Annotated in this window: 24 protein-coding genes and 1 pseudogene; 12 read left to right on the forward strand and 13 right to left on the reverse strand. The window is 66.6% G+C overall.

Annotation, left to right across the window (positions count from 1 at the left end; all coding sequences use genetic code 11):
- Window positions 1-7 precede the first annotated feature (7 nt).
- A complete protein-coding gene (locus HGB39_RS17085) occupies window positions 8-2,341 on the reverse strand; it encodes a heavy metal translocating P-type ATPase (RefSeq protein WP_005563391.1) in 2,334 nt (777 codons plus the stop codon).
- 204 nt (window positions 2,342-2,545) lie between these two features.
- On the opposite strand from HGB39_RS17085, the gene HGB39_RS38750 reads away from it, so the two are divergent.
- From HGB39_RS38750 to HGB39_RS39600, 3 genes and pseudogenes are all read left to right on the forward strand, one after another.
- The gene (locus HGB39_RS38750) at window positions 2,546-3,328 is read left to right on the forward strand and encodes a cation-transporting P-type ATPase (RefSeq protein ID WP_247607433.1); all 783 of its coding nucleotides are present in this window, start codon (window positions 2,546-2,548) and stop codon (window positions 3,326-3,328) included.
- Window positions 3,328-3,444: pseudogene (locus HGB39_RS39595) on the forward strand (hypothetical protein); the annotation flags it as partial. The gene HGB39_RS38750 and the pseudogene HGB39_RS39595, both read left to right, overlap by 1 nt.
- 109 nt (window positions 3,445-3,553) lie before the next feature.
- On the forward strand, window positions 3,554-3,751 hold the full coding sequence (locus tag HGB39_RS39600) for a cation transporting ATPase C-terminal domain-containing protein (protein ID WP_242323422.1): 198 nt from the start codon (window positions 3,554-3,556) through the stop codon (window positions 3,749-3,751).
- An 11-nt stretch (window positions 3,752-3,762) separates the two neighbouring features.
- Here HGB39_RS39600 and HGB39_RS17095 read toward each other — a convergent pair whose 3' ends face one another.
- From HGB39_RS17095 to HGB39_RS17125, 7 genes are read right to left on the reverse strand one after another with little or no spacing between them, the layout of a single operon-like run.
- Entirely contained in the window at window positions 3,763-4,011 is a 249-nt protein-coding gene (locus tag HGB39_RS17095; RefSeq protein WP_005261629.1) for an acyl carrier protein, read from the reverse strand.
- 9 nt (window positions 4,012-4,020) lie between these two features.
- Window positions 4,021-5,211, reverse strand: coding sequence for a dihydrolipoamide acetyltransferase family protein (locus tag HGB39_RS17100; protein WP_005563392.1), 1,191 nt, complete (start codon window positions 5,209-5,211; stop codon window positions 4,021-4,023).
- A 15-nt stretch (window positions 5,212-5,226) separates the two neighbouring features.
- Entirely contained in the window at window positions 5,227-6,201 is a 975-nt protein-coding gene (locus HGB39_RS17105; RefSeq protein WP_005261633.1) for an alpha-ketoacid dehydrogenase subunit beta, read from the reverse strand.
- Entirely contained in the window at window positions 6,198-7,196 is a 999-nt protein-coding gene (gene pdhA / locus HGB39_RS17110) for a pyruvate dehydrogenase (acetyl-transferring) E1 component subunit alpha (RefSeq protein ID WP_005563393.1), read from the reverse strand. Before pdhA ends, HGB39_RS17105 begins: the two co-directional genes overlap by 4 nt.
- The gene (gene acsA, locus HGB39_RS17115; protein WP_043788178.1) at window positions 7,193-8,962 is read right to left on the reverse strand and encodes an acetate--CoA ligase; all 1,770 of its coding nucleotides are present in this window, start codon (window positions 8,960-8,962) and stop codon (window positions 7,193-7,195) included. Before acsA ends, pdhA begins: the two co-directional genes overlap by 4 nt.
- Window positions 8,963-8,971: 9 nt before the next feature.
- Window positions 8,972-9,292: a dsRBD fold-containing protein gene (locus HGB39_RS17120; RefSeq protein WP_169693337.1), complete on the reverse strand. Its 321-nt coding sequence runs from the start codon at window positions 9,290-9,292 to the stop codon at window positions 8,972-8,974.
- Window positions 9,289-9,642 (reverse strand): three-helix bundle dimerization domain-containing protein, encoded by a 354-nt coding sequence (locus HGB39_RS17125; RefSeq protein ID WP_005563400.1) that lies wholly within the window; start codon window positions 9,640-9,642, stop codon window positions 9,289-9,291. Before HGB39_RS17125 ends, HGB39_RS17120 begins: the two co-directional genes overlap by 4 nt.
- A 177-nt stretch (window positions 9,643-9,819) precedes the next feature.
- Between HGB39_RS17125 and HGB39_RS17130 the strand changes: the two genes are divergently transcribed.
- The 3 genes from HGB39_RS17130 to HGB39_RS17140 are packed head-to-tail and all read left to right on the forward strand — an operon-like array spanning window position 9,820 to window position 12,906.
- Complete coding sequence (locus HGB39_RS17130; RefSeq protein WP_005563401.1) at window positions 9,820-10,377, forward strand: GNAT family N-acetyltransferase; 558 nt, start codon at window positions 9,820-9,822, stop codon at window positions 10,375-10,377.
- A 9-nt stretch (window positions 10,378-10,386) separates the two neighbouring features.
- The gene (locus HGB39_RS17135) at window positions 10,387-11,898 is read left to right on the forward strand and encodes a bifunctional aminoglycoside phosphotransferase/ATP-binding protein (protein ID WP_052023928.1); all 1,512 of its coding nucleotides are present in this window, start codon (window positions 10,387-10,389) and stop codon (window positions 11,896-11,898) included.
- Between the two features lie 54 nt (window positions 11,899-11,952).
- The gene (locus tag HGB39_RS17140; protein ID WP_005563403.1) at window positions 11,953-12,906 is read left to right on the forward strand and encodes a 1-phosphofructokinase family hexose kinase; all 954 of its coding nucleotides are present in this window, start codon (window positions 11,953-11,955) and stop codon (window positions 12,904-12,906) included.
- On the opposite strand, the gene HGB39_RS17145 is transcribed toward HGB39_RS17140, so the two are convergent.
- Complete coding sequence (locus HGB39_RS17145) at window positions 12,907-13,272, reverse strand: hypothetical protein (RefSeq protein ID WP_005563404.1); 366 nt, start codon at window positions 13,270-13,272, stop codon at window positions 12,907-12,909.
- Entirely contained in the window at window positions 13,269-15,638 is a 2,370-nt protein-coding gene (ppsA, locus tag HGB39_RS17150; RefSeq protein ID WP_005563405.1) for a phosphoenolpyruvate synthase, read from the reverse strand. Before ppsA ends, HGB39_RS17145 begins: the two co-directional genes overlap by 4 nt.
- A gap of 157 nt (window positions 15,639-15,795) precedes the next feature.
- Between ppsA and HGB39_RS17155 the strand changes: the two genes are divergently transcribed.
- On the forward strand, window positions 15,796-16,518 hold the full coding sequence (locus HGB39_RS17155) for a hypothetical protein (protein ID WP_005563406.1): 723 nt from the start codon (window positions 15,796-15,798) through the stop codon (window positions 16,516-16,518).
- 135 nt (window positions 16,519-16,653) lie between these two features.
- Window positions 16,654-19,557 carry an arylsulfatase gene (locus HGB39_RS17160; protein ID WP_005563408.1) on the forward strand — a complete coding sequence of 968 codons (2,904 nt, stop codon included), beginning with the start codon at window positions 16,654-16,656 and terminating at the stop codon, window positions 19,555-19,557.
- 43 nt (window positions 19,558-19,600) lie between these two features.
- Here HGB39_RS17160 and HGB39_RS17165 read toward each other — a convergent pair whose 3' ends face one another.
- Complete coding sequence (locus HGB39_RS17165) at window positions 19,601-20,476, reverse strand: 3-oxoacyl-ACP synthase III family protein (RefSeq protein ID WP_005563410.1); 876 nt, start codon at window positions 20,474-20,476, stop codon at window positions 19,601-19,603.
- Window positions 20,460-21,563 carry a 3-oxoacyl-ACP synthase III family protein gene (locus tag HGB39_RS17170; protein WP_005563413.1) on the reverse strand — a complete coding sequence of 368 codons (1,104 nt, stop codon included), beginning with the start codon at window positions 21,561-21,563 and terminating at the stop codon, window positions 20,460-20,462. The genes HGB39_RS17165 and HGB39_RS17170 overlap by 17 nt, the downstream gene beginning before the upstream one ends.
- A 178-nt stretch (window positions 21,564-21,741) precedes the next feature.
- Here HGB39_RS17170 and HGB39_RS17175 point away from each other — a divergent pair, with 178 nt between their 5' ends.
- The 4 genes from HGB39_RS17175 to HGB39_RS17190 all read left to right on the forward strand — a co-directional run bounded on the left by HGB39_RS17175 (window position 21,742) and on the right by HGB39_RS17190 (window position 24,257).
- Window positions 21,742-22,341 (forward strand): CBS domain-containing protein, encoded by a 600-nt coding sequence (locus HGB39_RS17175; RefSeq protein ID WP_005563414.1) that lies wholly within the window; start codon window positions 21,742-21,744, stop codon window positions 22,339-22,341.
- A 2-nt stretch (window positions 22,342-22,343) separates the two neighbouring features.
- Complete coding sequence (locus tag HGB39_RS17180; RefSeq protein WP_005563417.1) at window positions 22,344-22,601, forward strand: hypothetical protein; 258 nt, start codon at window positions 22,344-22,346, stop codon at window positions 22,599-22,601.
- Window positions 22,602-22,710: 109 nt separating this feature from the next.
- Complete coding sequence (locus HGB39_RS17185) at window positions 22,711-23,607, forward strand: universal stress protein (protein ID WP_043788197.1); 897 nt, start codon at window positions 22,711-22,713, stop codon at window positions 23,605-23,607.
- A gap of 86 nt (window positions 23,608-23,693) precedes the next feature.
- Window positions 23,694-24,257: a CBS domain-containing protein gene (locus HGB39_RS17190; protein ID WP_005563421.1), complete on the forward strand. Its 564-nt coding sequence runs from the start codon at window positions 23,694-23,696 to the stop codon at window positions 24,255-24,257.
- 6 nt (window positions 24,258-24,263) lie between these two features.
- Here the strand turns inward: HGB39_RS17190 and HGB39_RS17195 are convergent, their stop codons facing one another.
- The gene (locus HGB39_RS17195; protein ID WP_240482675.1) at window positions 24,264-24,566 is read right to left on the reverse strand and encodes a DUF1918 domain-containing protein; all 303 of its coding nucleotides are present in this window, start codon (window positions 24,564-24,566) and stop codon (window positions 24,264-24,266) included.
- Window positions 24,567-24,644: the final 78 nt, after the last annotated feature.

The raw sequence follows: 24,644 nt of genomic DNA on the forward strand, positions 1-24,644 counted from the left end.
ACGGCTGTCAGTGATCGTCGTCGACTCTCGGGGCGAGGGCGAAGTAGTCCTCTTCCTCCTGGGCGAAATGCAAACGCAGCACCGCATACAGCCCGTACAGGCAGGCGAGAAGGTCATCACGCTGGTCCGGGCGGACCTCGCCGTGCGCCTCGACCGCGCCGAGGTGAGTTCCCAGGCGCCGACTGAGTCGATCGATCTCCGCATGAGCCCTACTCATCGGGGCGGTAGCTTCCGCCGTTCCGAAGGCGTCCGCCAACGCGGGATACAGTTGGGTCTCCTCGGCACGTTCATGGGGCAGGACCTGCTCCACCAGGACGGTGTGTGCTCTGCGCACCGCCGCCAGTGTCTCGGTTCCGGGTTCGGCGGTCACCCGCTCTGCAGCGTCACGTATCAGCGCCAGCGCTCCCCGCAGATCGTCGTGCTCACGATCGAAACGCTGCAACAGCAGGCCGGTTTCTCGCGTCACCGTGAGTTCGGAGGAGCGGCCGCCGCGAAGGGCGCGCAGAGCGTTGAGGATGACCGCCACGTCGATTCCTTCCTGCAGCAGGGCGCCGGGCGCGGGAGCGATCCAGCCGAACGCCGCGGCGATCATCGCCAGCAGCGACAGCGTCATGCCGATCCCGGCACTCTGGATCGCGATCCGCCTCGACCGTCGTGCGATCTCCATCGCGTCCGCCAACCGGGCGAGGTGATCGGTCGTCAGCACGATATCGGCAGCCTCCGAACTGGCCGTGGCTCCCCGCGCCCCCATCGCCACTCCGACCGACGCCGCCGCCAGGGCGGGGGCGTCGTTGATCCCGTCCCCCACCATGATCGTCACAGCCTTGCGCTTCTCCGCCTGAACTGCTGCCACCTTGTCCATGGGAGTTTGCTCCGCGAGCACGGCGTCGAGTCCCACGATGGATCCGATTTCGAGGGCGGGCGCCCGGCGGTCTCCGGTCAGCATGATCAGTCGGTCCAGTCCGGCTGCCCGCAATCGCCGCAAGGTGCGAGGCGCGTCTCGACGAAGAGGATCCCGCAGCAGGATCGCCCCTACCAGTGCGTCGTCGACCTGGACCCAGGCCACCGCCGCGCCGTCCAGGGCCGATCGCGTCGAGACGGCCTCCGCCCAGTCCGGCAACACGCCGTGATCCGAACCGACCTTCACCGCACGACCGTTCACGATGCCGGTGACCCCGGTCCCCGCCTGCTCGCTGACATCGGTGGGCAGTGGAAGCGGACAGCCCCGTGCCCTCGCGAAGCGGACGATCGACTCGGCGAGAACATGGGGTGACAGCTGGTCGACGGCTGCGGCGAGTTGAAGTACCTCGTCGGGATTGTGGCCGGGGGCGGTTGCGACGTCGAGTCCCGATGGCCTGCCGGTCGTCAGGGTTCCCGTCTTGTCCATCACCAGGGTCCGAGCTCGCCCGAGTGTTTCCAGTGCTCCACCACCGCGGATGACGACACCGATCCGTGAGGCGCGGGACAGCCCCGACACGATGGCGACAGGGGCGGCGAGCAGCAACGGACACGGGGTCGCGACCACGAGAACTGCGACCGCGCGCACGGCGGAGCCGCTCAGCCACCATGCGACGGACGACACCAGGAGGGTCAAGGGAAGGAACCAGACGGCGAAGCGGTCCGCGATCCGTACGATCGGTGCCTTGTCGGCAGCGGCCTCCTGCGCCAGTCGGACGATGCCCGAATAGGTGCTGTCCGCGGCGCTCGCGGTGGCGCGCAGCTCGATCGTCGATCCGACGTTCACCACCCCACTGCGCACCGACTCCCCGACCCGTCGCTCGACGTGGAGAGACTCCCCGGTGAGCGCGGACTCGTCCAGGACGGCCGATCGGTCGGCGACGACGACGCCGTCGACGGGGACAACCTCTCCGGACGCGACGACCAGCAGATCGGTGGGCTCGACCTCGTCCAAGGGGACGAGGAGGACGTCGTGGCCGATCCGTTTGTGTGCTCGTCGTGGTGCGTGTTCGAGGAGGGCGCGCAGATCGCGTGACGCGCGCCGCTCCGCCGCGGATTCGAGCGTGCGCCCCGTCGCGAGCATGAACCCGATGAGGGCACCTGCCAGATACTCGCCGACCGCGAGTGTTCCCGCGAGGGCGAGCACGGCGATGAGGTCGACACCAGCTGTGCGCTGACGGAGTGCCACGACGACCCAGCCCACAGCGGGCGCCAGGGACACCACCGTGCCGATCGCCCAGCACGCGTCCGCGACGCTCGGCCGACCGAGCGAAGTGGCCACCACGCCGGACACGAGCGCCACCGACGTGACTGCGAGCAGGGTGGGTGCCAACAGCCTCGTCAGGCGCGCATTCCACGTTTCGCGGGTTCGTGTGTCGTGCATATGCCTTCCCTCGTCGAGGGCCGACGCGTGAGGACGCGTGTCTCCATCGTCGCAGCCCGGACCCGGTTCGGGCTGCGTGCGACCGTAAGAGAGGACCAAGGTCCCTTTCCCCGCAACCGTCGATGGCGCACCGTCGGAGAAGAACCCCGCCGGGCCCGTCCCACGTGATCCGTACCGGAACGACCCGACGACCAGGAGCGCACGATGGTGACGCCGACGAAGACAGCTCGCGTGGACCCTCAGGAGTCGACCGACCGGCTACTGCGTGACCTCCGCACCAGACGGGATGGACTGTCACGGAGGGAAGCGGAGCGACGAACACTCGTCTACGGGACCAATGAACTGATTCGGCATCGCGGTCGCACCTGGCCCCGGCAGTTACTGCGGCAATTCACGCATCCGTTGGCGCTGCTCTTGTGGATGGCTGCCGTACTCGCCGTCTTCAGCGGCTCAGCGCCGCTGGGTGTCGCGATTGTCATCGTGATCCTGCTCAACGCCGCGTTCGCGTTCGTGCAGGAACGACACGCCGAGCAGGCGGTCGAAGCATTGGCGGCCTTTCTGCCGACCAGGGCGCGCGTCGCCCGTCAGGGAACGACGGAGACGGTCGACGTCCGGTCGCTCGTGCCGGGGGACGTGATCTTCCTGACCGAAGGAGACCGCGTGTCCGCCGATGCGCGACTCCTGCCGGGATCGCTCGAGATGGGTCTGGCGTTCATCCCGCTGGGGACGCTCATGGCGGGGTTGTCGCTCGACGATTCGGTCAATTTCGATCGGGCTCCTGGTCGCCAACGTGCCGGAGGGCCTACTGCCGACGATCACGTTGGCTCTCGCGGTGGGCGTGCGTACTCTCGCCAGACAGGGCGCCCTGGTCAAACGTCTCTCCGCTGTGGAAACACTCGGCTCCACCAGCGTCATCTGTACCGACAAGACCGGCACTCCTCGTCCGGTCGTGGGGTCTGCTGGGAGGTGTGTCGGCAGTATTGGTGATGACGCTCTTCTTCGCGACACTTCTCGAAGGTGGCTGGTATCTGGGTGCCGATGTGGGTGCCGGAATCCTGCACCACACCTGGCAATCGGCGACGACGATGAGCTTCCTCGGCATCGTCGCCTGCCAGATCGGCACTGCGTTCGCCTCGCGAACCGAGCACGCATCGCTCGCAAAGGTTGGAGTCGCGTCCAACCCCCCTGTTGCTGTGGGGAATCGCCTTCGAAGTGTGTTTCGCCGCGCTGGTCGTCACGGTGCCGGTGCTTCGACATATCTTCGGAACCGTGATTCCGCAGTGGCATCAGGTGCTGTGGCTCCTTCCGCTGCCGTTCATCGTCTGGGGATGTGACGAAGCGTGGCGGTGGCACCGGCGACGGACACCCGGGAGCGTTGCGCCCCGGTCGCCCGCCGAGGTCCCGCAGTAGCCGCGTCGCCCTCACGTGTGTGTTTGCGAGGCAATGTACTCGACGATGTCCTCCACGGTCACCAGTGTCGCGTAGTCGGATTCCGGGATATCGACGCCGAACACGGCATGCAGGCGCACGAGGAAGTTCAGCCAGTCCATCGAATCCAGATCGACCTGATCGCGCAACGGCACATCCGAGGACAGTTCCTCGTCCTCGATCTCCGGTGCGATCTCCCGCAATGCGCGTATGACTCTCGAGTCGATCGTCTCGCTGTTCATCTGTCGTCCTCACCACTTGTCCGGCTGTTGGAGCAGTTCGTTGATTCTGGTCAGGAACTGTGCGCCCCGTGTTCCGTCGCTGGCACGGTGATCGGCGGCGAGGGTAGCTGTCACGACCGTCGCGACCTGCAGATCTCCGTCGAACACCCAGGGGCGTTCACTGGGCCTCCCGAAACCCACCAACGCCACCTGAGGCGGATAGATCACACCGAAAACCGAGGTGACCCCACGTTCCCCGAGGTTCGTCACGGTCAACGTCGGGTCCGACATCTCGGAACTGCGCAGCGAACCGGCACGGGCCCGGGTCACCAGATCGCCGAGTTCCACCATCAGCTGGGAGAGGGGTTTGTCGGCGGTGTCGTGGACCGCGGGAGCGACCAGACCTCCGTCTCTCAGAGAGATCGCCACCCCGAGGTGGATGTGGGGTGCCGGCCGGAACTCGCCGTCCAGCCAGAACCCGTTGAGGTCCGGGAACTGCCGGGCAGCGAGCGCCACCGCCTTGAGTTGCACAGCGGCGAGGAGGACTCGTTCGGTGATCGGACGGGCGGCATTTTCGGTGCGCAACCAGTCCGTCGCCGTCCGCAGTGGAATCTCGTCCATCAGGTAGTAGTGCGGGATCTCCCGCTTGGAGCGGCTCATGGAAGCAGCGATCGCGCGACGCATATCGCGGGTCTTGGCCTTGGCCTCGGCCTTGGCCTTCGCCTCGGCCGGTCCAGGCTCGATGCTGTGGGCTGCCGCGCGCTGAACATCGTCGAGCGTGACCGCAGCACCGGCGCCTGTCCCGGTGACACCGGCGAGATCGATCCCTGTCCTTTCCGCTTCCCTGCGCGCCCTGGGCGAGACCTTGCGCCGTGGTGCCGGTGCCGGTGCCGGTGCTGGTGCCGGTGCTGGTTCCGGTGCGGTGGCGACCGTGGTGGTGCCGGGCACCGCATCGGCAGACGGTCGCTCGGGCGGTGGTGATTCTCCGGGACTCGACAGCGTTGCCAACGGGGTTCCGACCGACACGGTCGTTCCGGGCTCGACGAGCAACCGGTGAACGGTGCCGCTCTGCCAGATCTCCACGTCCACGGCCGCTTTCACGGTGTCGACCGTCGCTATCGCCTGACCGCGCTCGACCTCGTCACCGGGTTTGACCAACCAGTCCGTCAACGTTCCCTCATCCATGTCGGCGCCCAGGGAAGGCAGCGTGAAATCAAACATGGCTATGCCTCGTTCCTACCGATCGCCGATCACATTCCACGCCGTGGACACAATGGTCTCGACCTGAGGAAGGGTCGCGTATTCGAGATGCTTGGCGTACGGGACCGGGACCTCGGCGCTGCACACGCGGCGAGGTGGCGCGTCGAGCTCGTAGAATTCGCGTTCGACTATCTGCGCCATGACTTCCGCCGCGAGACTGCCGGTGCGCCAGCCCTCGTCGACCACCACGGCACGGTGTGTCTTCCGGACCGACGCGGCGATGGTGTCGGTGTCGAGGGGGCGCAGCACCCGAAGGTCGACGACCTCGGCGGCGATTCCCTTCTCTGCCAGTACGTCGGCGGCGGCGAGGGCCTTGGGCAGCGAACCGCCGTACGTGATCAGGCTGATGTGGTTTCCCTCCCGGCGTACCGCTGCCGAGTCGATGTCGACCGGGACGGGCCCCTCGAGGTCTTCCGACGAGTTGTACAGCTGGGTGTGTTCGAAGATGATCACCGGATCGGGGTCCGCGAGGGCCGGTCGGAGCATGCCGCGCGCGTCCGCCACTGTCGCGGGCGCCAGGACCCGGATTCCGGGGATGTGGGCGTACCAGTTCTCGAGGCTGTGCGAATGCTGCGCGGCGAGTTGCCTGCCGGCGCCGGTCGCCATGCGCACCACCACGGGGACGGAGAATTGTCCGCCCGACATGTGCCGGAGCGACGCTGCGGTGTTTACGATCTGGTCGAGCGCGAGCAGGCTGAAGTTGACGGTCATCACCTCGATGATCGGGCGCATCCCGCCCACGGCCGCCCCGATCCCCACTCCCACGAAACCCAACTCCGAGAGCGGGGTGTCGCGGATCCGCTCGTCCCCGAATTCGGCGAGCAGGCCCTTGGACACCGCGTACGTGCCGCCGTAGCGTCCGACATCCTCACCCATGAGGAACACCCGCGGATCGGAGTGCATCGCCTCACGGATCGCTTCCCGCATCGCGTCCCGGTAGCTGATCTTCACGACGCCTCCTCTGTTCGCGCCGGCGTGAGCACGTCGCGCAGGAGGTCCCCGGGCGCCTCCCAGGTGCCTGCCTCGGCGAAGTTCACCGCGGCATCGACCTCCGACATGACGCGGTCGTCGATGCGGAGGAACTCCTCCTCCGAGAACAGCCCGAGCGCTTTGAGCCGCGCCGAGAAGGTGTGAATCGGACCCCTCTCCTTCCAGGACTCCACTTCCGCCTTGTCGCGATACAGTTCCGGGTCGAACATCGAATGGGCACGAAATCGGTACGTCTGGAATTCGATGAAGAAGGGGCCGCCGGTCGTGCGGACGTGCGCGGCGCCGGAGCGGGCCGCGTGCAGGGTAGCAATCACATCCATGCCGTCCGCCTTGAGCGTCGGGACGTCGAACGACGCGGCTTTGACGCACAGATCCGTTTGAGATTCCGAGCGGGACAAGGCCGTGCCCATGGCGTACAGGTTGTTTTCGCAGCAGAACAGCACCGGCAACTGCCACAGCGATGCGAGATTCATGGTCTCGTGAAAGGCGCCCTCCGCCATCGCGCCCTCGCCGAAGAAGCAGGCCGTCACTCGGCGCTTACCCTGCATCTTGTCGGCCAACGCCAGACCGGCCGCGAGCGGCAGACCGCCGGCGACGATCGCATTGCCCCCGTAGAACCGGGTGGCGGCATCGAACAGATGCATCGATCCGCCTCGCCCCCTCGAACAGCCTTCGCGTTTCCCGAACATCTCGGCCATGATCGAGTTCATCGGGACACCGTGCACCAGCGCGTGGCCGTGCTCGCGGTAGGTCGCGACCACCGCATCGCCCGGAGACAGGGCATGCAAGGCCCCGACCGCGACCGCTTCCTCCCCCACATACAGATGCAGGAACCCGCGGATCTTCTGGGCGCCGTACAGCTCCGCAGCCTTCTCCTCGAAGCGTCGAATGCGCAGCATGTCCGTCAGCAACTCGACCGCGAACGCCTTGTCGTAGGGAAAGTCCGGGGCAGTCATCCACCCACCTCCAAAGTCGATGTGTCCCCCTCCGGCAGACCCAGTTCGCGTGCCTTCAGCAGCCTGCGCATGATCTTGCCGCTCCGTGTGTGCGGGAGAACCTCCACGAACTCGATCTCCTTGGGGGCGACCGAGGCGCCGAGTTTCTTGCGGGAGTACCCGAGAAGTTCACGGCGCAGGGCGTCGTCCGCGTTCCAGCCCGTCTTCACGGACACGAAGGCTTTGACCACGGCACCCACGATCGGATCCGGCTTGCCGATGACTCCCGCTTCGGCGACCGCGGGATGCTCCATGAGGACGTTCTCCACCTCGAACGGACCGATGAGGTGACCCGCCGATTTGATAACGTCGTCGGCCCGACCCACGAACCAGTAATAGCCGTCCGCGTCGCGCTTGGCCAAGTCGCCGGTCAGGTACCAGTCGCCCGCGAAGGCGCGCCGGTACCGGTCGTCATTGTGCAGGTAACCGCGGAACATCGAGGGCCAGCCTCGGCGTATCGCGAGTTCCCCCTCCACATTCGGTGTTTCGACGGTTTCGATGCCGCCGTCCCCTGTGCGTCGGACGATGGCGGCGTCGATGCCCGGGAGGGGTCGTCCCATCGATCCGGGTTTGATGGCGAAACCGGGTGTGTTGGCGATCATGATGCCGCCCGTTTCGGTTTGCCACCAGTTGTCGTGGATGGGCCGACCGAGCACGTCTCGTCCCCACAGAACGGCGTCGGGGTTGAGTGGTTCGCCGACACTGGCGATGAGCCGCAGGTGGGGGTAGGAGTATTTGTGCGCCAACTCCGGCCCGGACTTCATCAGCATGCGGATCGCGGTCGGCGCGGTGTACCAGACCGTGACGGCCTGCTCCTCGAGGATGCGGTACCACCGTTCGGCATCGAATTCGTTGCTGTCGACGATCGACGTCACGCCGTGCAGCAACGGTGTGATCACCCCGTACGACGTGCCGGTGACCCAGCCAGGATCCGCCGTGCACCAGAATACGTCCGATGGATGCAGGTCCAGGGCGAACAACCCGGTCGCATAATGGGTGGCCACGGCGCCGTGGACATGGACCGCGCCCTTCGGGGTACCGGTCGTTCCGCTGGTGAAATGTAGCAGGGCAACATCGTCGGCGCAGGTCGGGGTGATATCGCAGTCCCCGTCGGCGTCCACCATCATGCTGTGGAAGTCGAGCGTGTCCGGAACGTCGGTGATCGAACCGGCATCCCCCACCACCAGCACGTGGCGCAAGGACGGCACCGAGTCGCGGATCTTCTCCACCCGCCGCCGATACAGCTGCTCGGTGGTCACCAGGACTTGGGCGTCGCCGAGCCGAAGTCTCGTGGCCAACGGCTCGGGGCCGAAGGCGGAGAACAACGGGGAGACCACGCTTCCGTTGCGCAACGCCCCGAGGATGCTGACGTACAGCTCCGGAATACGACCGGTGAACACGAAGACGGGGTCGCCCTTCCCCACGCCGAGTCCGCGCAGCACGGCGGTGAACTTGCGGACTCGGTGCGCGAAGTCACCGAAGGTGACCTCGGTGACGGGTAGCTCGCCGGCGCCCTTGTTCGGACCCACGAACCGGAACGCGACCTTGTCCCGCTGCGGCCCACAGTCGTGGCGGTCGACCGCGTAATACGCGATGTTGCAGCCACCGGGGGCCGGCCCGAGTCGACGCTCGATGGCAGACCACGAAAACCGGGACCGTTCACCGTCGTAGTCGGTGAAGTTCGGTGCCACCCCACTGGTGGGCGGCGATGTGGGAGTGATGCTCATGGCCGCTGATCACAATCCGCGTCCGCATGCAGCCGCGTCCTCTGTGGCTGCCAGCTCGAACAATTGGTGCGCCAAGTCGGTCAATGCACGAGCAGCAGCCATCTCGCGGCTGACCTGTACTGTGCCGTGTCGAGAGTGGCAGCCGGCCTCTCCCCGTCCCTCGAGGAGGGTCTTGTCGTGTGTACGCAGGCGCGCCCTGGCCTGGGAACGGGTCGGCTCCGCGTCGGGTTCGTATATCTCGATCTCCACAGGCCACATAGTCGCGGGCAGCGGTCTGGTCACCGCCGCTCCGGGCCCCTGCACATCGCGCCCGTGCCACTGGTCCGTCATGGCCACTCCTGTTCGATTGCTGTGTGGTGACGCTCGGTAACGGGGCCCGGTCCCCCGGATCGGTGGGCCACGATCACTCGGTTGCGCGGTGTGGGATCACAACGCTCGGACGGCGACCGTTCAGGATGCCGTTCGAGTGCCGTGACGAGCCGTTGCCGGGCAACTCGCTCGGCCAGTTCCGGTATGTCGGCGATCGGCACCCCCGCGAGATCCGAAATGCTGCCCGCGACTATCCGGGCAATCGCGTCCCGCGTGAAACTCCCCCCGAACTCGGGAATCAGCCGCTCCACCACCGGGGCCTGCGCATGCACCATCGACGTGGTCTCCGTGTCACTGTTCGTGCTGGTCATTGCGTTTCGAGGATCCTTCGATGCCGGGTGGGCGTCCTTGGTTTCCTTCAGCATCGCGAACCCACCGACACCGGCAATAGAGGCGAAGGACCGTAGTCGAGGACCAAAGGCTCTGACGCCGCGTCCGCCTCCCACGCTTGAATGAATTCCGACGGCCGACGACGGAGGTGACGGTGCATGAAAGCCCGGATGCCACGCGCGGTCACCACGGGTGTCGTCGTGCGCTCCCTTCGACCCACCGACCGAGACGACGTGCAGTCTCTGCACGAGCGGATGGACCAGCACGACGCGTACCTGAGGTTCTTCGGCGCCCGTCCGACGCATCTCGGGGATCTGGCCGCGTCACTGTGCCGGCAAGACCCCGGGCATTGCGCACTGGGCGCCTACATCGGTGGCGTCCTGGTAGGAGTCGCGAACTACGCGAGCCCGGTACACCAGTTGGACAACGACTCCCCGTTGGTCGAATTCGCGCTGGTGGTCGATCACAATTACCAATCGCACGGAATCGGAACGATGCTGCTGACCCGGCTCGTCGACGCAGCGAGGGCGCACGGTATCGGGCGGATGACGGCGGAGGTGCTGGCGCAGAACACCGTGATGCTCGAGGTGATCCGAGAGCGGGGGTGGGCCCACGCGCTGCGTCGTGACGGGACCACGCTTCACCTCGACCTCGACCTCGATGAGGACGCGCAGGCTGACGGACCTTCGGCGCTGCCCCGGCCCGTCGTGATGTGACGCACCATCATGTCGGCGACCGAGAGAACTCAGAGGTGTTCGCCACCGCAGGCAGTCGGTGGCCTCGAGGTGGACGGAGTCGAGACGCACACGGCCTATGTCGTCATGGTCGGTGATGTCGTCTTCAAGGCGAAGAAGCCGATCCGGACGGCGTTCGCCGACTTCGGCACCGCCGAAAGGCGTCGCGCGGCCTGTGAGCGTGAAGTGACATTGAACCGCAGGCTGTGCCCCGACGTGTATCTCGGAGTCGCCGATTTGACGGACCCGGCGGGAGGACCGACCGAAGCGCTGGTCAAGATGCGCCGGATGCCGTCGGACCGACGACTGACCCGGCTGCTCGGCGGGGGCGGTGACGCCACCGCACACGTGGATGCGATCGCCGCCGTCGTCGCCCGATTCCATGCCGGAGCGGACCAGTCCGCGGACATCGATCGTGACGCCATGCCCGGCGCGGTGGCCGCGCGGTGGTGCGCCAACGTCTCCGAGGTGACGAGTTACCGGTGCGATGTCCTCCCGGCTGCGGACGTCGACGAGGTGGAGCGACGGGCCCTCAGGTATCTGAAGGGGCGGAAACAGCTGTTCGAGAACCGCATTCGGGAAGGCCGGACAGTCGATGGTCACGGCGATCTTCTGGCGGACGACATCTTCTGCCTCGACGATGGGCCGCGCATTCTCGACTGTCTCGACTTCGACGACCACCTACGCCACGTCGACGGTATCGACGACGCGGCATGCCTTGCCATGGATCTCGAGTACCTGGGACGCGAGGACCTCGGGTTGCGGTTCCTCGATCGATATTGCGCCGCGGCACACGACCAGCCCCCGACATCGTTGCGGCATCACTACATCGCCTATCGGGCGTTCGTCCGCGCGAAGGTGGCCTGTTTGCGGTACACGCAGGGCTCCCGCGTTGCCCGCGAGGATGCCCGGGCGCACTGCCGCCTGGCCTTGCGGCATCTGCGCGCCGGAACCGTGCGAATGGCTCTGGTCGGTGGGCTGCCCGGCACCGGAAAGTCGACGCTGTCACGCGGATTGGCTGATGTCACCGGATCCGTCGTCATCTCCAGCGACCGCGTCCGCAAGGAACTCGCCGGCCTCGATCCGCATTTCGGTCAGGTGGCCGGATTCGGTGAGGGCCTGTACAGCGGCACCATGACCGACCGCACCTACGCCGAGGTGCTGCGGCGCGCTCGCGACCATCTCACGGCGGGAAGGTCGGTCGTGCTGGATGCGTCGTGGACCCACCCGATGCTCCGGGAGCGCGCTGCGCTCGTCGCTTCCTGCACCCACAGCGATCTCGTCGAACTCGTATGCAGGGCACCACGCGCCGTGGCGATCGCGAGAATCGGGAGCCGTCCAACCGGCGACTCGGACGCCACCCCCGTCGTGTACGACGCGATGGCCGCGAGTGCCACGGCGTGGACGTCGGCCACCGCGGTCGACACGGACACGGCCGCCGGGGACAGCGTGCAGACGGCGGAGCGGATCTGGCATTCCACGTCGGGGTGGCGAGATGAGTAGTCACAGCTACCGTTCGCCGGTAACGGCCCGGCGTGCCCGACGACAGGAGAGCCCATGCCCGACATCGTGACGTTGACGATGAATCCTGCGCTCGACATCACCACGAGCACGAATCGGGTGGTGCCGACCGACAAGGTGCGCTGCGGCGCACCTCGCCGCGATCCCGGCGGCGGCGGACTGAACGTGGCCCGGGTACTGCACGTTCTCGGAACTCCCGCGACGGCGGTGTTTCCTTCGGGCGGCCATACCGGCCGGGCCCTCGAGGATCTCGTGGCCACCGAGGGTGTCGGGATCCGGAGCCTGACGATCCGCGGTTCCACACGGGAGAGCCTGACGATCAACGAGAACGAGACGGGTCTGCAGTACCGTTTCGTCCTGCCGGGACCAACAGTGACCGCAAGGGAACAGGTGGCCTGTCTCGACCTGGTCATCGAGGTCGCGTCGGGCGCCGACTATGTGGTGGTGAGCGGAAGTCTGCCACCGGGTGTGCCCGCCGATTTCTACCAGCAGGTGGCAGACGTCGTCGGCGACCTCGGTGCGCGAGTCATCGTCGATACGTCCGGTCCGGCCCTGAGACAACTTCGGGGTGGTGTGTTTCTCGTCAAACCGAGCATTCGCGAACTCCGGGACTGGACGGGGCGGGAGTTGTCGGCGATCGACGACCAGGTGGCTGCGGCTCGGGAAGTCATCGACCGGGGGATCTCCCAGGTCGTCGTCCTCTCGCTCGGTGCCGATGGCGCTCTGCTGATCACGCGGGACCGTGACGAGTATCTCCCGTCGGTCCAGGTCCCGGTGGTCAGCGGTGTCGGTGCGGGCGACAGCATGGTCGCCGGCGTGGTGTGCGGCCTGGCACAGGGTCGTTCGTTGAGCGACTCGGTGCGGTACGGGATCGCCGCGGGGGCGGCCATGCTGCAGACACCGGGCACCGCCCTGTGCCGGCGATCCGACGTCGAGAGGTTCTATCAACTGCTCACCGACGGATCCGCCGCGGGCACCATCGTCGGATAGTCAGGCGTGTGCGAGATGGAGACCGGCCGCACTCAGTTCCGCGTAGTTCGGATCGCATCGTGAACCATCCAGCGCGAGTTGACAGTACACGGCGTCATAAGCTCGTGGGTCACCTGTCGATGCGATGGGACGGGTGCGGCGCTCCAGCATGGTGGCGCCGCGCCATCTCGACTGGATCGCCTCGGCGAGCTGCGCCCCGTCGATATCGGCGACGATGAGCGGACCGCCCTCCCCCACCACGACCACCTGACGGGCGTCGGGCAGCTGCCACACGGCGACCGGCAGCACCGTGTCGGTGCCACCGGGACCGTGCACGGTGACGGAGTCGCCGGTGCTGCTGATCAGTGTCGCGACGGGTTCGCTCATCGGGTTCCTCCTCGCCGGTCCCCATCCGCGGACGTTCGCAGGTCTGACCTCGCTCGGTCGAGCAGGATCCTGCGTTCCGCAGCCGCGATGTTGTGGCGCGTAATGGCGGCGACGTCCGGTGCCACGGACACCGAGGTGATGCCGTTGCGTACGAGATGTTCCGCCAGAGCGGGGTTGGTCGACACTGCCTGCCCGCACAGGGAGGTGGTGAGCCCGGCACGTGTGGCACGCTCGATGATGACGTCGATGGCGTCGAGTACGGCGGGGTCCATGGTGTCGAACAGATCCCGGCAGATCTCGGAATCCCGATCGACTCCCAGCACGAGTTGGGTGAGGTCGTTGGTACCGATGGAGACGCCATCGATGCCGAGGGCCGCGTACTCCGGAATCCAGTACGCGACGGAGGGGACCTCCGCCATGATCCATCGGTGCATGCGGCGATCCGCGCCCAGTGGATGGGAGTCGAGGTCGGCAAGGCACTGAGCGAGCTCCCACCGGGTGCGGACGAACGGGATCATCAGATGCACGTTCGGGTAGCGCTTCCTGACGGTGAACAGCACGTCGAGATCGAGGCGGAACAGTTCGGGTTCGCGCACGTAGCGGAAGCAGCCGCGGTAGCCGATCATCGGGTTGTCTTCGTGCGGCTCCACGTCGCCACCGGAAAGGTTGGCGAATTCGTTGGTGCGTAGATCGATCGCCCGGTAGATGACGGGGCGCGGCGTGAACGCGGCGGCGATGCGTTCGACCGCCGCCGCCATCTCGGCCACGTACTCGTCGCGGCGTCCCTGCGCGATCATCGCTGCCGGGTGTGTCCCACCCAGCGCGTCCATGATCATGAACTCGGCGCGCAGCAACCCCACTCCGTCGACGTCGGAAGCGGCCACACGGTCGGCGGCGTCCGGTGTGGCGAGGTTGACGTACACGGAGGTGGCCGTCGCCTCCGGTGCGGACCCCGTACCGGTCCGCTCCGTCACCGGTCGCGGTGCGGAAACGGCACCCTTCGCCGACGACTCCGGTGCAGAGGTGGATACCGCTCCGTCGTAGACCACCCCCGAATCACCGTCGACCGTGACGATCGCCCCCTCCACCAGTTCGGTGGTGGCGGTCCGGGTACCGACGACCACGGGACGTCCCAGCTCGCGACCGACGATGGCGGCGTGACAGGTTATCCCGCCGCCGTCCGTGACGATCGCCGCCGCACGGCGCAGCACGGGAAGCCAGTCGGGGCGTGTCATGGGTGCGACGAGTATCTCTCCGTCGGACAACCGGTGGGCGTCGGACACGGACCGCAGGATGCGGACGCGGCCGGTCGCGGTTCCGGGGCCTGCGCCGAGCCCGTGGACGAGGGCCTTGCTCGTCGATTCGCGATGTTCCTCCGTGCGAGCCCGGGGCTGTCCCAGAGTCGTGATGGGGCGCGTCTGGACGATCCACAACCGATTTGCGGCGAACGCGAATTCGAGGTCCTGGGGGACGTGATAATGGTCTTCGACAGCGACGGCGAGCAACGCCAATCGTTCGAGTTGCTGGTCGGTGAGAACGCGTCGGCCTCGTGCCGTGGCGGGAATCTCTACCGAATGCTCCCCTTCGTCATCCGCGGTGATGGAGAAGGACTGTGACCCGATGTGGGCGTCGATCACTGCGAATCCCGACTTCGCCACCACATAGGTGTCCGGCTCCACCTGGCCTCCCACCACGACCTCGCCCAGTCCGGTCGCGGCTTCGACGACGATGCGATCGCGTGCACCGGTTCTGGGATCTGCGGTGAAGACCACGCCCGACTGGTCGGCGTCCACCATCAACTGGACGACGACCGCGATCGACGGCTCGTCGGTCACTCCCTGAACGCTGCGATAGGTGAGTGCGCGCTCGGACCACAGCGACGCCCAGCATTTGCCGATTGCCTCGATCAGCGCGTCGTCACCGGACACGCCGACGAAGCTGTCGTGGATACCTGCGAACGAGGTGTCGGCCGCGTCTTCGGCGGGGGCGGACGAGCGGACCGCGACCCTCGGCGCCCCCGCGCCGAGCTCACGATACGCAGCGAGAATTTCCGCCCGCAGGGCAGCAGGCATCGGAACGCCGAGTACGGTCGACCGCAACTCGTGCGACGCTGCGGTGAGGGTGTTGTCGTCGGTCCCGGCTTTCGGCAACCCGTGTTCCCGAAGGGTGTCGCGCACTCCCGCCTCGTCCATCGCCCCCAGGTAGCCTTCCGCGGTGACGGCAAATCCTGGTGGGACCGGATAGCGGGCGCGCGTCAGCTCACCGAGATTGGCCGCCTTGCCCCCTACCGATGGTGCGTCCGCCAATCCGAGTTGATCGATCGGCTTGACCCAGCGGTGTTCGACCACCGTCTGTTGCACGTTCATGAGGTCTCCTCGTCGTCATGGTCCAGCGAACACCGTCGACTTCGGACCGCACAGGGTCCAAAGTCACCGCCACTTCGCGCGGGGCCGAAATACCCTGTCGAACTCCGGTCTGCGGCTCGATGATGGGACGTAACCTCGACCGACAGGAGGTACCGTCGTGGCGCGCTCGGCCGTCATCCGGCAGTCCCTCGGTGGTGCGGTGTTGATTGCGACGCACGTGATCCTGACGAAACCGCTGCGCCGGCGGCGCACGACGTGGGGCGCGACCGCAACGGAGGCGGCGGCAGCGCTGCCGGGAGACGAGCTGATCCCCCACCCCGCATGGCGCTACACGCACGCCGTCACGGTCGACGCGCCGCCGGAAGTGGTGTGGCCCTGGATCGTCCAGCTGGGTCAGGGCCGCGGCGGCTTCTACAGTTACGTCGGACTCGAGAACCTCATCGGTTGTCGCGTGCGTAACACCGACAAGGTACTTCGGGACTACCAGAACCTGGACACCGGCGACGAAGTGCGGCTGCACCCGAAAGCGCCCCCGCTGACTGTCGCGTCGGTCGAACCGAATGCACGCCTGGTCCTCCATGCCCGCGACCCCCGCACCGGCGACGCCTCCATCTGGGCGTTTCATCTTCTTCGCGACCAGGCTGGGCGCACCCGGTTGATCGAGCGGGGCTGCAGCTCCTGCGGCCCCGGACTCGTCAGCCGTCTCTTCTTCGGGCCTCTGCTGATGGAGCCGATCGGCTTCGTCATGAGCCGGAAGATGCTTCTCACGATCCGGGCCCTCGCATCGGCCGCCGGCACCGAAGCTGCACGACCACGGCCCCCGAGGCGTGGCTTCGTCCCGCGACGGATCGATCTCGGCCGCCGCCGCGAGTGCGGCTGATCAGGCACCGTTCGCAAACGGGACGAGTGGCGCAACTGAGGTCTTTAGATCCTTGTCGCCGAGTCTGCCGCCGGACGAGCATCGAGAGCAGGCCGCCCACACAGAACCGGCGACACCGATGACGGAGAGTCCCCCATGACTGAAGACAACGCGCTGGTCCTCGTCGCCGGCTATCCGGACCTCGACCGTGCCCGTGAGGACTTCGACGCGCTCACCGCTCAGGTGCGCGGCAAGCAGATCACCCTTCGGGGTGCAGTCCTGGTAACGAAGGACCCGGACGGGAACCTCACCATGATCGACACGGGCGACCATCTGGGCCGTAAAGGCGCCGGCTGGGGTGCCGGGGTCGGCCTGGTGGTGGGGTTGTTCGCCCCGCCGATGCTGGCTGCAGCCGCCGTCGGCGCCGGTGCCGGCGCGCTGGCAGGCAAGTTCGCCTCACACCGCATCACGAGCGGCCTCGAGACCAAGATCGGTGAGGCGCTGGCCTCCGGGACATGTGTGGTGATCGCGGTCCTGCCGTCGGGCAGCCGGCTGCCGGTGGAGCAGGCGCTCGGCGGCGCCCCCCTGAAGTCGGTCGCGGAATTGGATGGTTCGAGCCTGAGGGACCTCGAGGCGTCCCTGGCCGCGGCAATGGGAAAGTTCGATCCGGACCGCACGCGGCTACCGATCCCCAACCGAACCTTCGGGGGCACCATCGGCCGCACGGTGCAGGACTCCGTACCGGATTGGACGATCGTGCCCGGGCCGAAGCCACCGGACGGTGCTCCGAACGTGCTGATCGTGCTGATCGACGACGCCGGTTTCGGTGGCCCGGACACCTTCGGCGGTGCTATCCGCACCCCCACCTTGAGCCGGGTTCAGCAACAGGGATTGACCTACAACCGCTTTCACGTGACCGCGGTGTGCTCGCCCACCCGGGCGGGGCTTCTCACCGGCCGCAACCACCACCGCGTGGGATTCGGCTCGATTGCCGAGTACCCGGGCCCCTTCCCCGGATACACGGCCGTGCGGCCGAGAAGCTGCACCGCACTCCCCCGGATTCTCAGCGAGAACGGGTACGTGACCGGCGGCTTCGGCAAGTGGCATCTCACCCCGGACAACGTGCAGGGCGCCGCCGGACCCTTCGACAACTGGCCGCAGGGGTGGGGCTTCGACCACTGGTGGGGATTCCTCAGTGGTGCGGCCGGACAATACGATCCGATCGTCACCCAGGACAACTCGGTCCTCGGCGTCCCGGAGGGCAAAGACGGTCACGGCTACTACTTCCCCGACGACCTCACCGACAAGGCGGTGGAGTGGCTCCACGGTGTCCAGGCTCAGGACCCACAGAAACCGTGGTTCATGTACTACTCCACCGGGTGCAGCCACGCCCCGCACCATGTGGCCAAGGAATGGGCAGACAAATACAAGGGGCAATTCGACGACGGCTGGGACACCTACCGCGAGAAGACGCTCGAGCGTCAGAAGGTACTCGGGATCGTTCCCGCAGACACCGAACTGACCGAGCGACCGGACCTGTTTCCCGCCTGGGATACGTTGTCCGACTCCCAGAAGAAGCTCTATGCCCGGCAGATGGAGGTGTTCGCCGGGTACTCCGAGAACGCCGACTGGAACGTCGGGCGGCTGCTCGACTCGATCGAGGACATGGGCGACCTCGACAACACGCTCGTCTTCTATATCTGGGGTGACAACGGCGCCAGCATGGAAGGGACGATCACCGGCTCCTTCAACGAGATGACCTTCCTCAACGGGGTGGTACTCGACGCCGAACACCAGTTGAAGCTGATCGACGAATACGGTGGGATCGAGGCGCTCGGCGGCGACCACACCGCTCCGCACTTCGCCGCCGCTTGGGCGCACGCGAACAACACCCCGTTCCAGTGGGGCAAGCAGATGGCCAGCCACCTCGGTGGCGACCGCGACCCGATGGTGATCGCGTGGCCGAACCGGATCACCCCCGACTCACAGGTGCGGGGGCAGTTCACCCACTGCATCGACATCGCCCCCACCGTGCTCGCCGCGATAGGGCTGCCCGAACCGACCACCGTCGACGGGATCGACCAGGAACCCATGGACGGAACGAGCTTTCTCCCCACATTCGCCGACGCCGACGCCGCCGAACAGCACACGGTGCAGTACTTCGAGATGTTCGGCAGCCGCGCGATCTATGAGGACGGCTGGTGGGCGTGCACCCGCCTGGACAAGGCCCCCTGGGACTTCTCCCCGGAGACCATCAAACGGTTCGCACCGGGTGTCTACAACCCGGACGACGATGTCTGGGAGCTCTACTACCTGCCCGACGACTTCTCTCAGGCCCACAACGTCGCCGCCGATCACCCCGACAGACTGGAGGAGCTGAAGCAGCTGTGGTGGCGTGAGGCGGAACGCAACCGGGCTCTCCCCCTGCTCGGGGGAATGTCGATCTTCTTCGGCCTGCTGCCGCCGATGCCGACGACCACGCGATTCACCTTCAAGGGCGACGTCCAGAACGTGCAGCGCGGCATGGTCCCTCGTGTGGCGGGACGCTCGTACGCCATCGAAGCGAACCTTCACGTACCCGAGGACGGCGCCGAGGGTGTCGTCGTTGCCAACGCCGACTTCATCGGCGGCTTCGCACTGTGGGTCGACGGCACCGGCATACTCCACCACACGTATTCCTTCCTCGGTGTGGAGACCTACAGGCAGGCGTCCGAGCAGAAGATTCCGACCGGTGATGTCACCGTGAAGATGCTGTTCGAGACCGACGAGCCCAAACCGGGCAGCGGTGGTCACGTGTCCTTGTGGGCGAACGACGAACTGATCGGGGAAGGTGATATGCCCCGGACGGTGCCCGTGGCCTTCAGTTCGTACGCGGGAATGGACGTGGGCCGCGACAACGGCCTGGTCGTCGACCGCGATTACGAGGACAAGGCCCCGTACCGGTTCACCGGGACCGTCCACGAGGTCGTGTTCGATCTCCAACCGGCACACCACGAGGCCGAGCTCGCGCTGCACGAGCACGCGGCGATGCAGGGTGTCGGGCACGGCGCGGCCGGCTGACCCGACGATGCCTTTGCCCGGGCTCAGATGCCTTTGCCCGGGCTCAGGGGTGTTCGCTGTACAGGGCGGCGCCGGCGGTGACCCCTGCACCCACGGCGATGATCAGGACTCGGTTCCCGGCCGGGATACCACCCGTCCGGCGGTCCAGGGCCGCCACGAGGGACGCGGTATGCATCCGTTCGTCGTCCGCGACCACGATCCGTGGCACGGGGACGCCCAGGTGCTCGGCGAGCGTCGCGCGGAACTTCCGCCGGGCGGGAGCGGCCACGATCAGATCGACATCGGCGAGGTCGAGGGAGGATGCTTCCAGGCATTCCCGTGCCGCCTGCGCTCCGGCGGTCGCGAATCGCTCGTCCATCGAATCCGATTCCCGGAACCGCAGTACGTTCCGGGCGTCCTCGAGTCCGACGGTGGCGCAGAAACTTTCACCGGCATCGTAGCGATTCACCCAATGGACGGGGCCCAGGCCGAATTCGTCGTCGGTCCAGCGGCAGAGAATGGCTCCACCCGTCGGCGCGAACGGAAAGTGCTCGCTCATCCCACGTCCGGGATCGGCGTCACTGGCAACCACCAGCGCCCAGTCGATCGTGTGCGACCGCAGGAATCCGTCGACGATCTGCAGACCGTTGAGAGCCCCACAGGATCCGTTGGCGACATCGAAGGAAAAGGTCCCGTGCGTGTCGTCGTGGGGGTCCTCCGGGTGGGCACCGATATCTTCCTGGATGAGCGCCGCGAGGGCGGGCTCTCCCAGATTCCGGTCGCGGTACAACCCGACGTTGACGAGCAGATCCAGGTCGTCGGCATTCCGACCGGCCCGTTCGAGGCAGGTCTGGGCGGCCGACACCGCGAGATGCAATGCACTGTGGCGGGTACGCCAGCCGCCTCGTGTGACGTCGAGCCGATCAATGACTGTGCCCATAGCGTGCCACCAATTCCTCGTCCAGGGTCAACAGAACGACGCCGATCTCCAAACCCGATGCGAGGGCGATCAACGCCACGGTCTCACCCGCTCGGATGCGGCCTGCTTCGAGTTCCTCGACCAGCGCGACGGTGTGGGTCGTCGAGGCCGTATTTCCGTAGCGGTCGACGGTGATGACCGCGTCGTGCCGTGGAGAATCGCCCAGCGTGGCGGTCACCTCGGCCATCCCTTTGCGGATCGCCCGCGCCGAGGTTTGGTGTGTGATCACGTGATCGATGTCGTGGAGGGAGATCCCGGCGGCGTCGAGCACCTCGTGCAACAACAGCGGGGTGTCCGCGATCGCCGCCCGCTGGATCCCCCGCGAATTGGTGAACATCCGGGCGCCGGGGTCGCCGCCCTTCGGGTACGCGAGACAGAGCCGACTGTAGTCGGCGACGGTGGTGAATCCGGCCAAACCGATCCCGGCCGATCCGGCGGGGGCACGTTCGAGGAGCAGCGCGGCCCCGGCGTCGCCGAGCGTGAGGGACGCAAGCTCCTTGCTCATGATGTTCCGGATGTGCTGGGCAGCATTCTGTCCGAGCTGCGAAATGTACTCACCACTGACGACGAGTGCCCGTTCGACGATTCCCTGACGGATCCAGTTGTTCATCACCGTCACACCGGTCAACATGCCGGCGCACGCGTTCGAGAGATCGAAGGTCATCGCCCCCTGCGCGCCGATCGCCTGGGCGACCGCACTACTCATCGTCGGTTCCAGCCATTGGGTGAGACCGCCGTGAAACTTGGTGATGCTACAACTGACCACCACGTCGATCGACCCGGCGTCCCGGCTCGACCGTTCCAGGCAATCCAGTGCCGCCGAGATCGCCAGTGTGTAGGAGTCCTCGTCCCCCACCGACACCCGGCGCTCGCGGATCCCGGTGAGCCGCTCGAGGTCGATGTGAGTCGAGTGACGGGTGGTCGACATCAGGTCCGTGGTCGTGAGATGTGTCGCGGGTAGATGCCGGCCGGCCCCGGCGAGACGCGTAGCGAACGGCATTCGCAGGTCGCCGTTCTCGGTCTCCATGACCAGCCAACGCTTGACCATTCTTTCCACCTCCGTGCTCACTCCACAATCGCGCACCGGCGATCTCGTCACCAGGGCATTTGGACCCTTCCGGGGGATCGTTCGAACCAACACCGAGGAATGCGACGAGGTGAGGTCCTAGGACCCTTGTCCGGTGACAGTGGCACGCCGACGCTGAGGGACGAGGAGAGGAGTCGTCATGCAGGCACGACACGTCATGAGCAGCCCGGTCACCACGGTGGACCGATCCACCTCGGTGGACGAATGCCTTCGGTTGGTCGGAAGTTCGGGCTTCACGGTGCTTCCGGTCGTCGACGAGCGGAAGCATCTCGTGGGCATCGTGTCCGAGGGTGATCTCCTCCGTGCACGATTCCGTGAGCTGGGCGGGGCCGATTCGCAGCCGGACGAGATGACCGCAGGCGACGTGATGGCCAGTCCCGTGGTGGCGATGACGGCCGACGCGGAGGTCAGCGAACTCGCATCCGCCATGCTTCGATCTCGGCTGCGCGGCATCCCCATCGTCCACGATCACGACATCCTCGGGATCGTCACCCGTCCCGATCTCATCGCCGTCCTCACGACCGACGACGCTCAGGTCGCGAAGGAAGTGCAGCACCGCCTCGACGTCTACGGTGGAGCCGGCCGATGGCGCGTAGACGTTGCCCACGGCTCCGCCTCGATCTTCGGCGTCACGCCTCACGACCCGGAACGAAATGTCATCGCCGCCCTGGCCGACACCGTGCCGGGCATCGCCGAGGTGCACTTCCCGCCCGAATCGACATCTCCCGGTGGGACGTAGCAATGCAAGCAAGATATCTCGAAGCCCGAGACCTGCGATGGCCATGGGTCGCCGCCGCCACCGTCGTGGGCCTCGCGGCATTGTCGGTGACGTCTCCCCTCACCGTCCTCGGGGGCGCAGCAACGATCGTCTTCATCGGACTCGGCATCTTCCGCAATCCACACCACCGTGTCGTCGGCGCCGCGATCGTGTCGGTCGGTGTCGGACTGATGGTCCCGGGTTTGCCCGCCCTACTTCTCCACGGTGTGAACTCGCTGTGAGCGGCCGCCCCGCGATCCGGAGAGGGCTGTGTGCCCTCTCGAGACGGTCACGCGGCGGTGGCACATTCTCGACCAGGCCTGCACGAACGAACAGAGACGAGGAATCGACATGCAGACAGATTCACCGATCGTCGTAGGTGTGGACGGATCGGCGCAATCGCTCGACGCCGTGCGCTGGGCAGCCGACGCGGCCGTCCACCACCGAGCCCCGCTACTTCTGGTGTCGTCCCTCCTGAAGGCGCCCGGCACGTTCGGCGACGCTGTCAACCTGTCCGCAGGCGCATTCACCGGCGTCGAATACGGGGGTACCCAGCGGCTCGCCACGGCCGCCGAACTCGCCCGGCGGAGCGTGCCCGGCAACCATCTCACCCTCCGGACGGCGCTACGTCACGGCTCGGCCGTGACGGTCCTGCTCGACGCCGCGAAGTCGGCTCGCATGCTGGTCGTCGGTTCCCGTGGCCTCGGAGAGTTCACCGGCGGCCTGGTGGGATCGGTCAGCTCCGCGGTCGCCAGTCATGCAGCGTGCCCGGTGGCGGTGATCCGCGGAATGCCCGAGACGGATGCGCCGCCATTGGACGGTCCGGTGGTGGTCGGTGTCGACGGTTCGCCGAACAGCGAACCGGCCATCGCGGCTGCCTTCGAGGAAGCCTCTCTGCGCGGCGTCGATCTCGTGGCGGTGCACGCGTGGAGCGACTTCAGCCTGTTGACCGTTACCCCCGCCGATCTCAGCGACAACGATCTTCCCTGGTCGGCAATCGAAACCGCCGAACAGGCCGTCCTGTCGGAGAGCCTCGCCGGATGGAAGGACAAGTATCCGGACGTGTCCGTCCGCAAAGTTGTCGTCCGAGATCGACCGGTTCACCACCTGCTCCAGCAAGCACGGGAATCGCAGTTGGTGGTGACAGGCAGCCGGGGGCGTGGTGGTTTCGCCTCACTGTTGCTCGGTTCGACCAGCCGGGCGCTTCTGCACTCCATCACCTGCCCGCTGCTGATCGTCCGCCGTTGACGTAGGTCGGGCCAGAACGACGCGTCGGCCCTGCCGCCTGTCGGCGCCCGATTGCAACGCCGGTTTGTCGAAAGGAAGGAGCTGTCATGCAAGCGCAACAGATCATGAGTAGCCCGGTCACCACTGTGACTCGGTCGACCCCGGTCGACGAATGCCTCCGCATCATTGCGAGTTCGGGGTTCACCGTCCTGCCGGTCGTCGACGAGTCGCAGCATCTGGTGGGCATCGTCTCCGAGGGCGATCTGCTCCGCGAAAAGTTCGCTACGCTCCCCAGAGCCGATGTCACAGCGGCCGAGACGATGACCAGCCCAGTCGTCGCTATGACAGCGGACACCGACGTCAGCGACCTCGCGTCTGCGATGCTGCGCTCAGGTCTGCGCGGGATCCCCATCGTCCACGAACACGACGTCATCGGAATCGTCACCCGGCGTGATCTTCTCGAGATCCTGACGATGGACGACACGAACATAGCGAGGGAAGTGCAACACCGCCTCGATGTGTATGCGGGATCGCGGCGGTGGACGGTGCGGATCGCAGACGGCAAGGTGACGATCGCCGGGCTCGCGCTCGACGATCCGGAACGGGGGGTAGTGACTGCCCTCGCCGAGACCGTGCCGGGCGTCGCAGACGTTCAGCTCACCCAGTCCTGATCGAGATCAGGACTTTCGGGGGCGGGTTCGGAGAGTCCGCTGCTCGATGTGCGGTTTCCCGGCAATGGCGTCTTGGAGCGCGGAAATGCGCCGCCGCTCGTGACTGTCCTCCTCGCTCTTCGCAGCGGCCGTCACCACATGCGCGTCCGGGCCGGGGAACACGAGCGCCTCGTGATCGTCCCGTATCCACCTGACGAGGTACGGCGGTGTGCCGTCGGCGCGGCGAACCTCGACGATGTGCCCGACCTCGTCCGGGCTGTCGACGACCGTGCCTTTCACCACCAGCCAGTCCCCTGGTTCTGCATGCATGTCGATCTCCATTCGTCGCGATCCGACCCGGGCGGCCCGTGCGTGTGCCGTAGTTCGATCGTCCTGGTCCGTGCGATT

Source organism: Rhodococcus opacus (assembly GCF_012396235.1).
Classification (GTDB): Bacteria; Actinomycetota; Actinomycetes; order Mycobacteriales; family Mycobacteriaceae; genus Rhodococcus_F; species Rhodococcus_F opacus.

What these genes read in the sequence shown, in the direction of transcription:
- HGB39_RS17085 (WP_005563391.1), bottom strand. Translation starts at nt 2,341, where the DNA reads ATGCACGACACACGAACCCGCGAAACGTGGAATGCGCGCCTGACGAGG.
- HGB39_RS38750 (WP_247607433.1), top strand. Translation starts at nt 2,546, where the DNA reads ATGGTGACGCCGACGAAGACAGCTCGCGTGGACCCTCAGGAGTCGACC.
- HGB39_RS17095 (WP_005261629.1), bottom strand. Translation starts at nt 4,011, where the DNA reads ATGAACAGCGAGACGATCGACTCGAGAGTCATACGCGCATTGCGGGAG.
- HGB39_RS17100 (WP_005563392.1), bottom strand. Translation starts at nt 5,211, where the DNA reads ATGTTTGATTTCACGCTGCCTTCCCTGGGCGCCGACATGGATGAGGGA.
- pdhA (WP_005563393.1), bottom strand. Translation starts at nt 7,196, where the DNA reads ATGACTGCCCCGGACTTTCCCTACGACAAGGCGTTCGCGGTCGAGTTG.
- acsA (WP_043788178.1), bottom strand. Translation starts at nt 8,962, where the DNA reads ATGAGCATCACTCCCACATCGCCGCCCACCAGTGGGGTGGCACCGAAC.
- HGB39_RS17120 (WP_169693337.1), bottom strand. Translation starts at nt 9,292, where the DNA reads ATGACGGACCAGTGGCACGGGCGCGATGTGCAGGGGCCCGGAGCGGCG.
- HGB39_RS17125 (WP_005563400.1), bottom strand. Translation starts at nt 9,642, where the DNA reads ATGACCAGCACGAACAGTGACACGGAGACCACGTCGATGGTGCATGCG.
- HGB39_RS17130 (WP_005563401.1), top strand. Translation starts at nt 9,820, where the DNA reads ATGAAAGCCCGGATGCCACGCGCGGTCACCACGGGTGTCGTCGTGCGC.
- HGB39_RS17135 (WP_052023928.1), top strand. Translation starts at nt 10,387, where the DNA reads ATGTCGGCGACCGAGAGAACTCAGAGGTGTTCGCCACCGCAGGCAGTC.
- HGB39_RS17140 (WP_005563403.1), top strand. Translation starts at nt 11,953, where the DNA reads ATGCCCGACATCGTGACGTTGACGATGAATCCTGCGCTCGACATCACC.
- HGB39_RS17145 (WP_005563404.1), bottom strand. Translation starts at nt 13,272, where the DNA reads ATGAGCGAACCCGTCGCGACACTGATCAGCAGCACCGGCGACTCCGTC.
- ppsA (WP_005563405.1), bottom strand. Translation starts at nt 15,638, where the DNA reads ATGAACGTGCAACAGACGGTGGTCGAACACCGCTGGGTCAAGCCGATC.
- HGB39_RS17160 (WP_005563408.1), top strand. Translation starts at nt 16,654, where the DNA reads ATGACTGAAGACAACGCGCTGGTCCTCGTCGCCGGCTATCCGGACCTC.
- HGB39_RS17165 (WP_005563410.1), bottom strand. Translation starts at nt 20,476, where the DNA reads ATGGGCACAGTCATTGATCGGCTCGACGTCACACGAGGCGGCTGGCGT.
- HGB39_RS17170 (WP_005563413.1), bottom strand. Translation starts at nt 21,563, where the DNA reads ATGGTCAAGCGTTGGCTGGTCATGGAGACCGAGAACGGCGACCTGCGA.
- HGB39_RS17175 (WP_005563414.1), top strand. Translation starts at nt 21,742, where the DNA reads ATGCAGGCACGACACGTCATGAGCAGCCCGGTCACCACGGTGGACCGA.
- HGB39_RS17180 (WP_005563417.1), top strand. Translation starts at nt 22,344, where the DNA reads ATGCAAGCAAGATATCTCGAAGCCCGAGACCTGCGATGGCCATGGGTC.
- HGB39_RS17185 (WP_043788197.1), top strand. Translation starts at nt 22,711, where the DNA reads ATGCAGACAGATTCACCGATCGTCGTAGGTGTGGACGGATCGGCGCAA.
- HGB39_RS17190 (WP_005563421.1), top strand. Translation starts at nt 23,694, where the DNA reads ATGCAAGCGCAACAGATCATGAGTAGCCCGGTCACCACTGTGACTCGG.
- HGB39_RS17195 (WP_240482675.1), bottom strand. Translation starts at nt 24,566, where the DNA reads ATGCATGCAGAACCAGGGGACTGGCTGGTGGTGAAAGGCACGGTCGTC.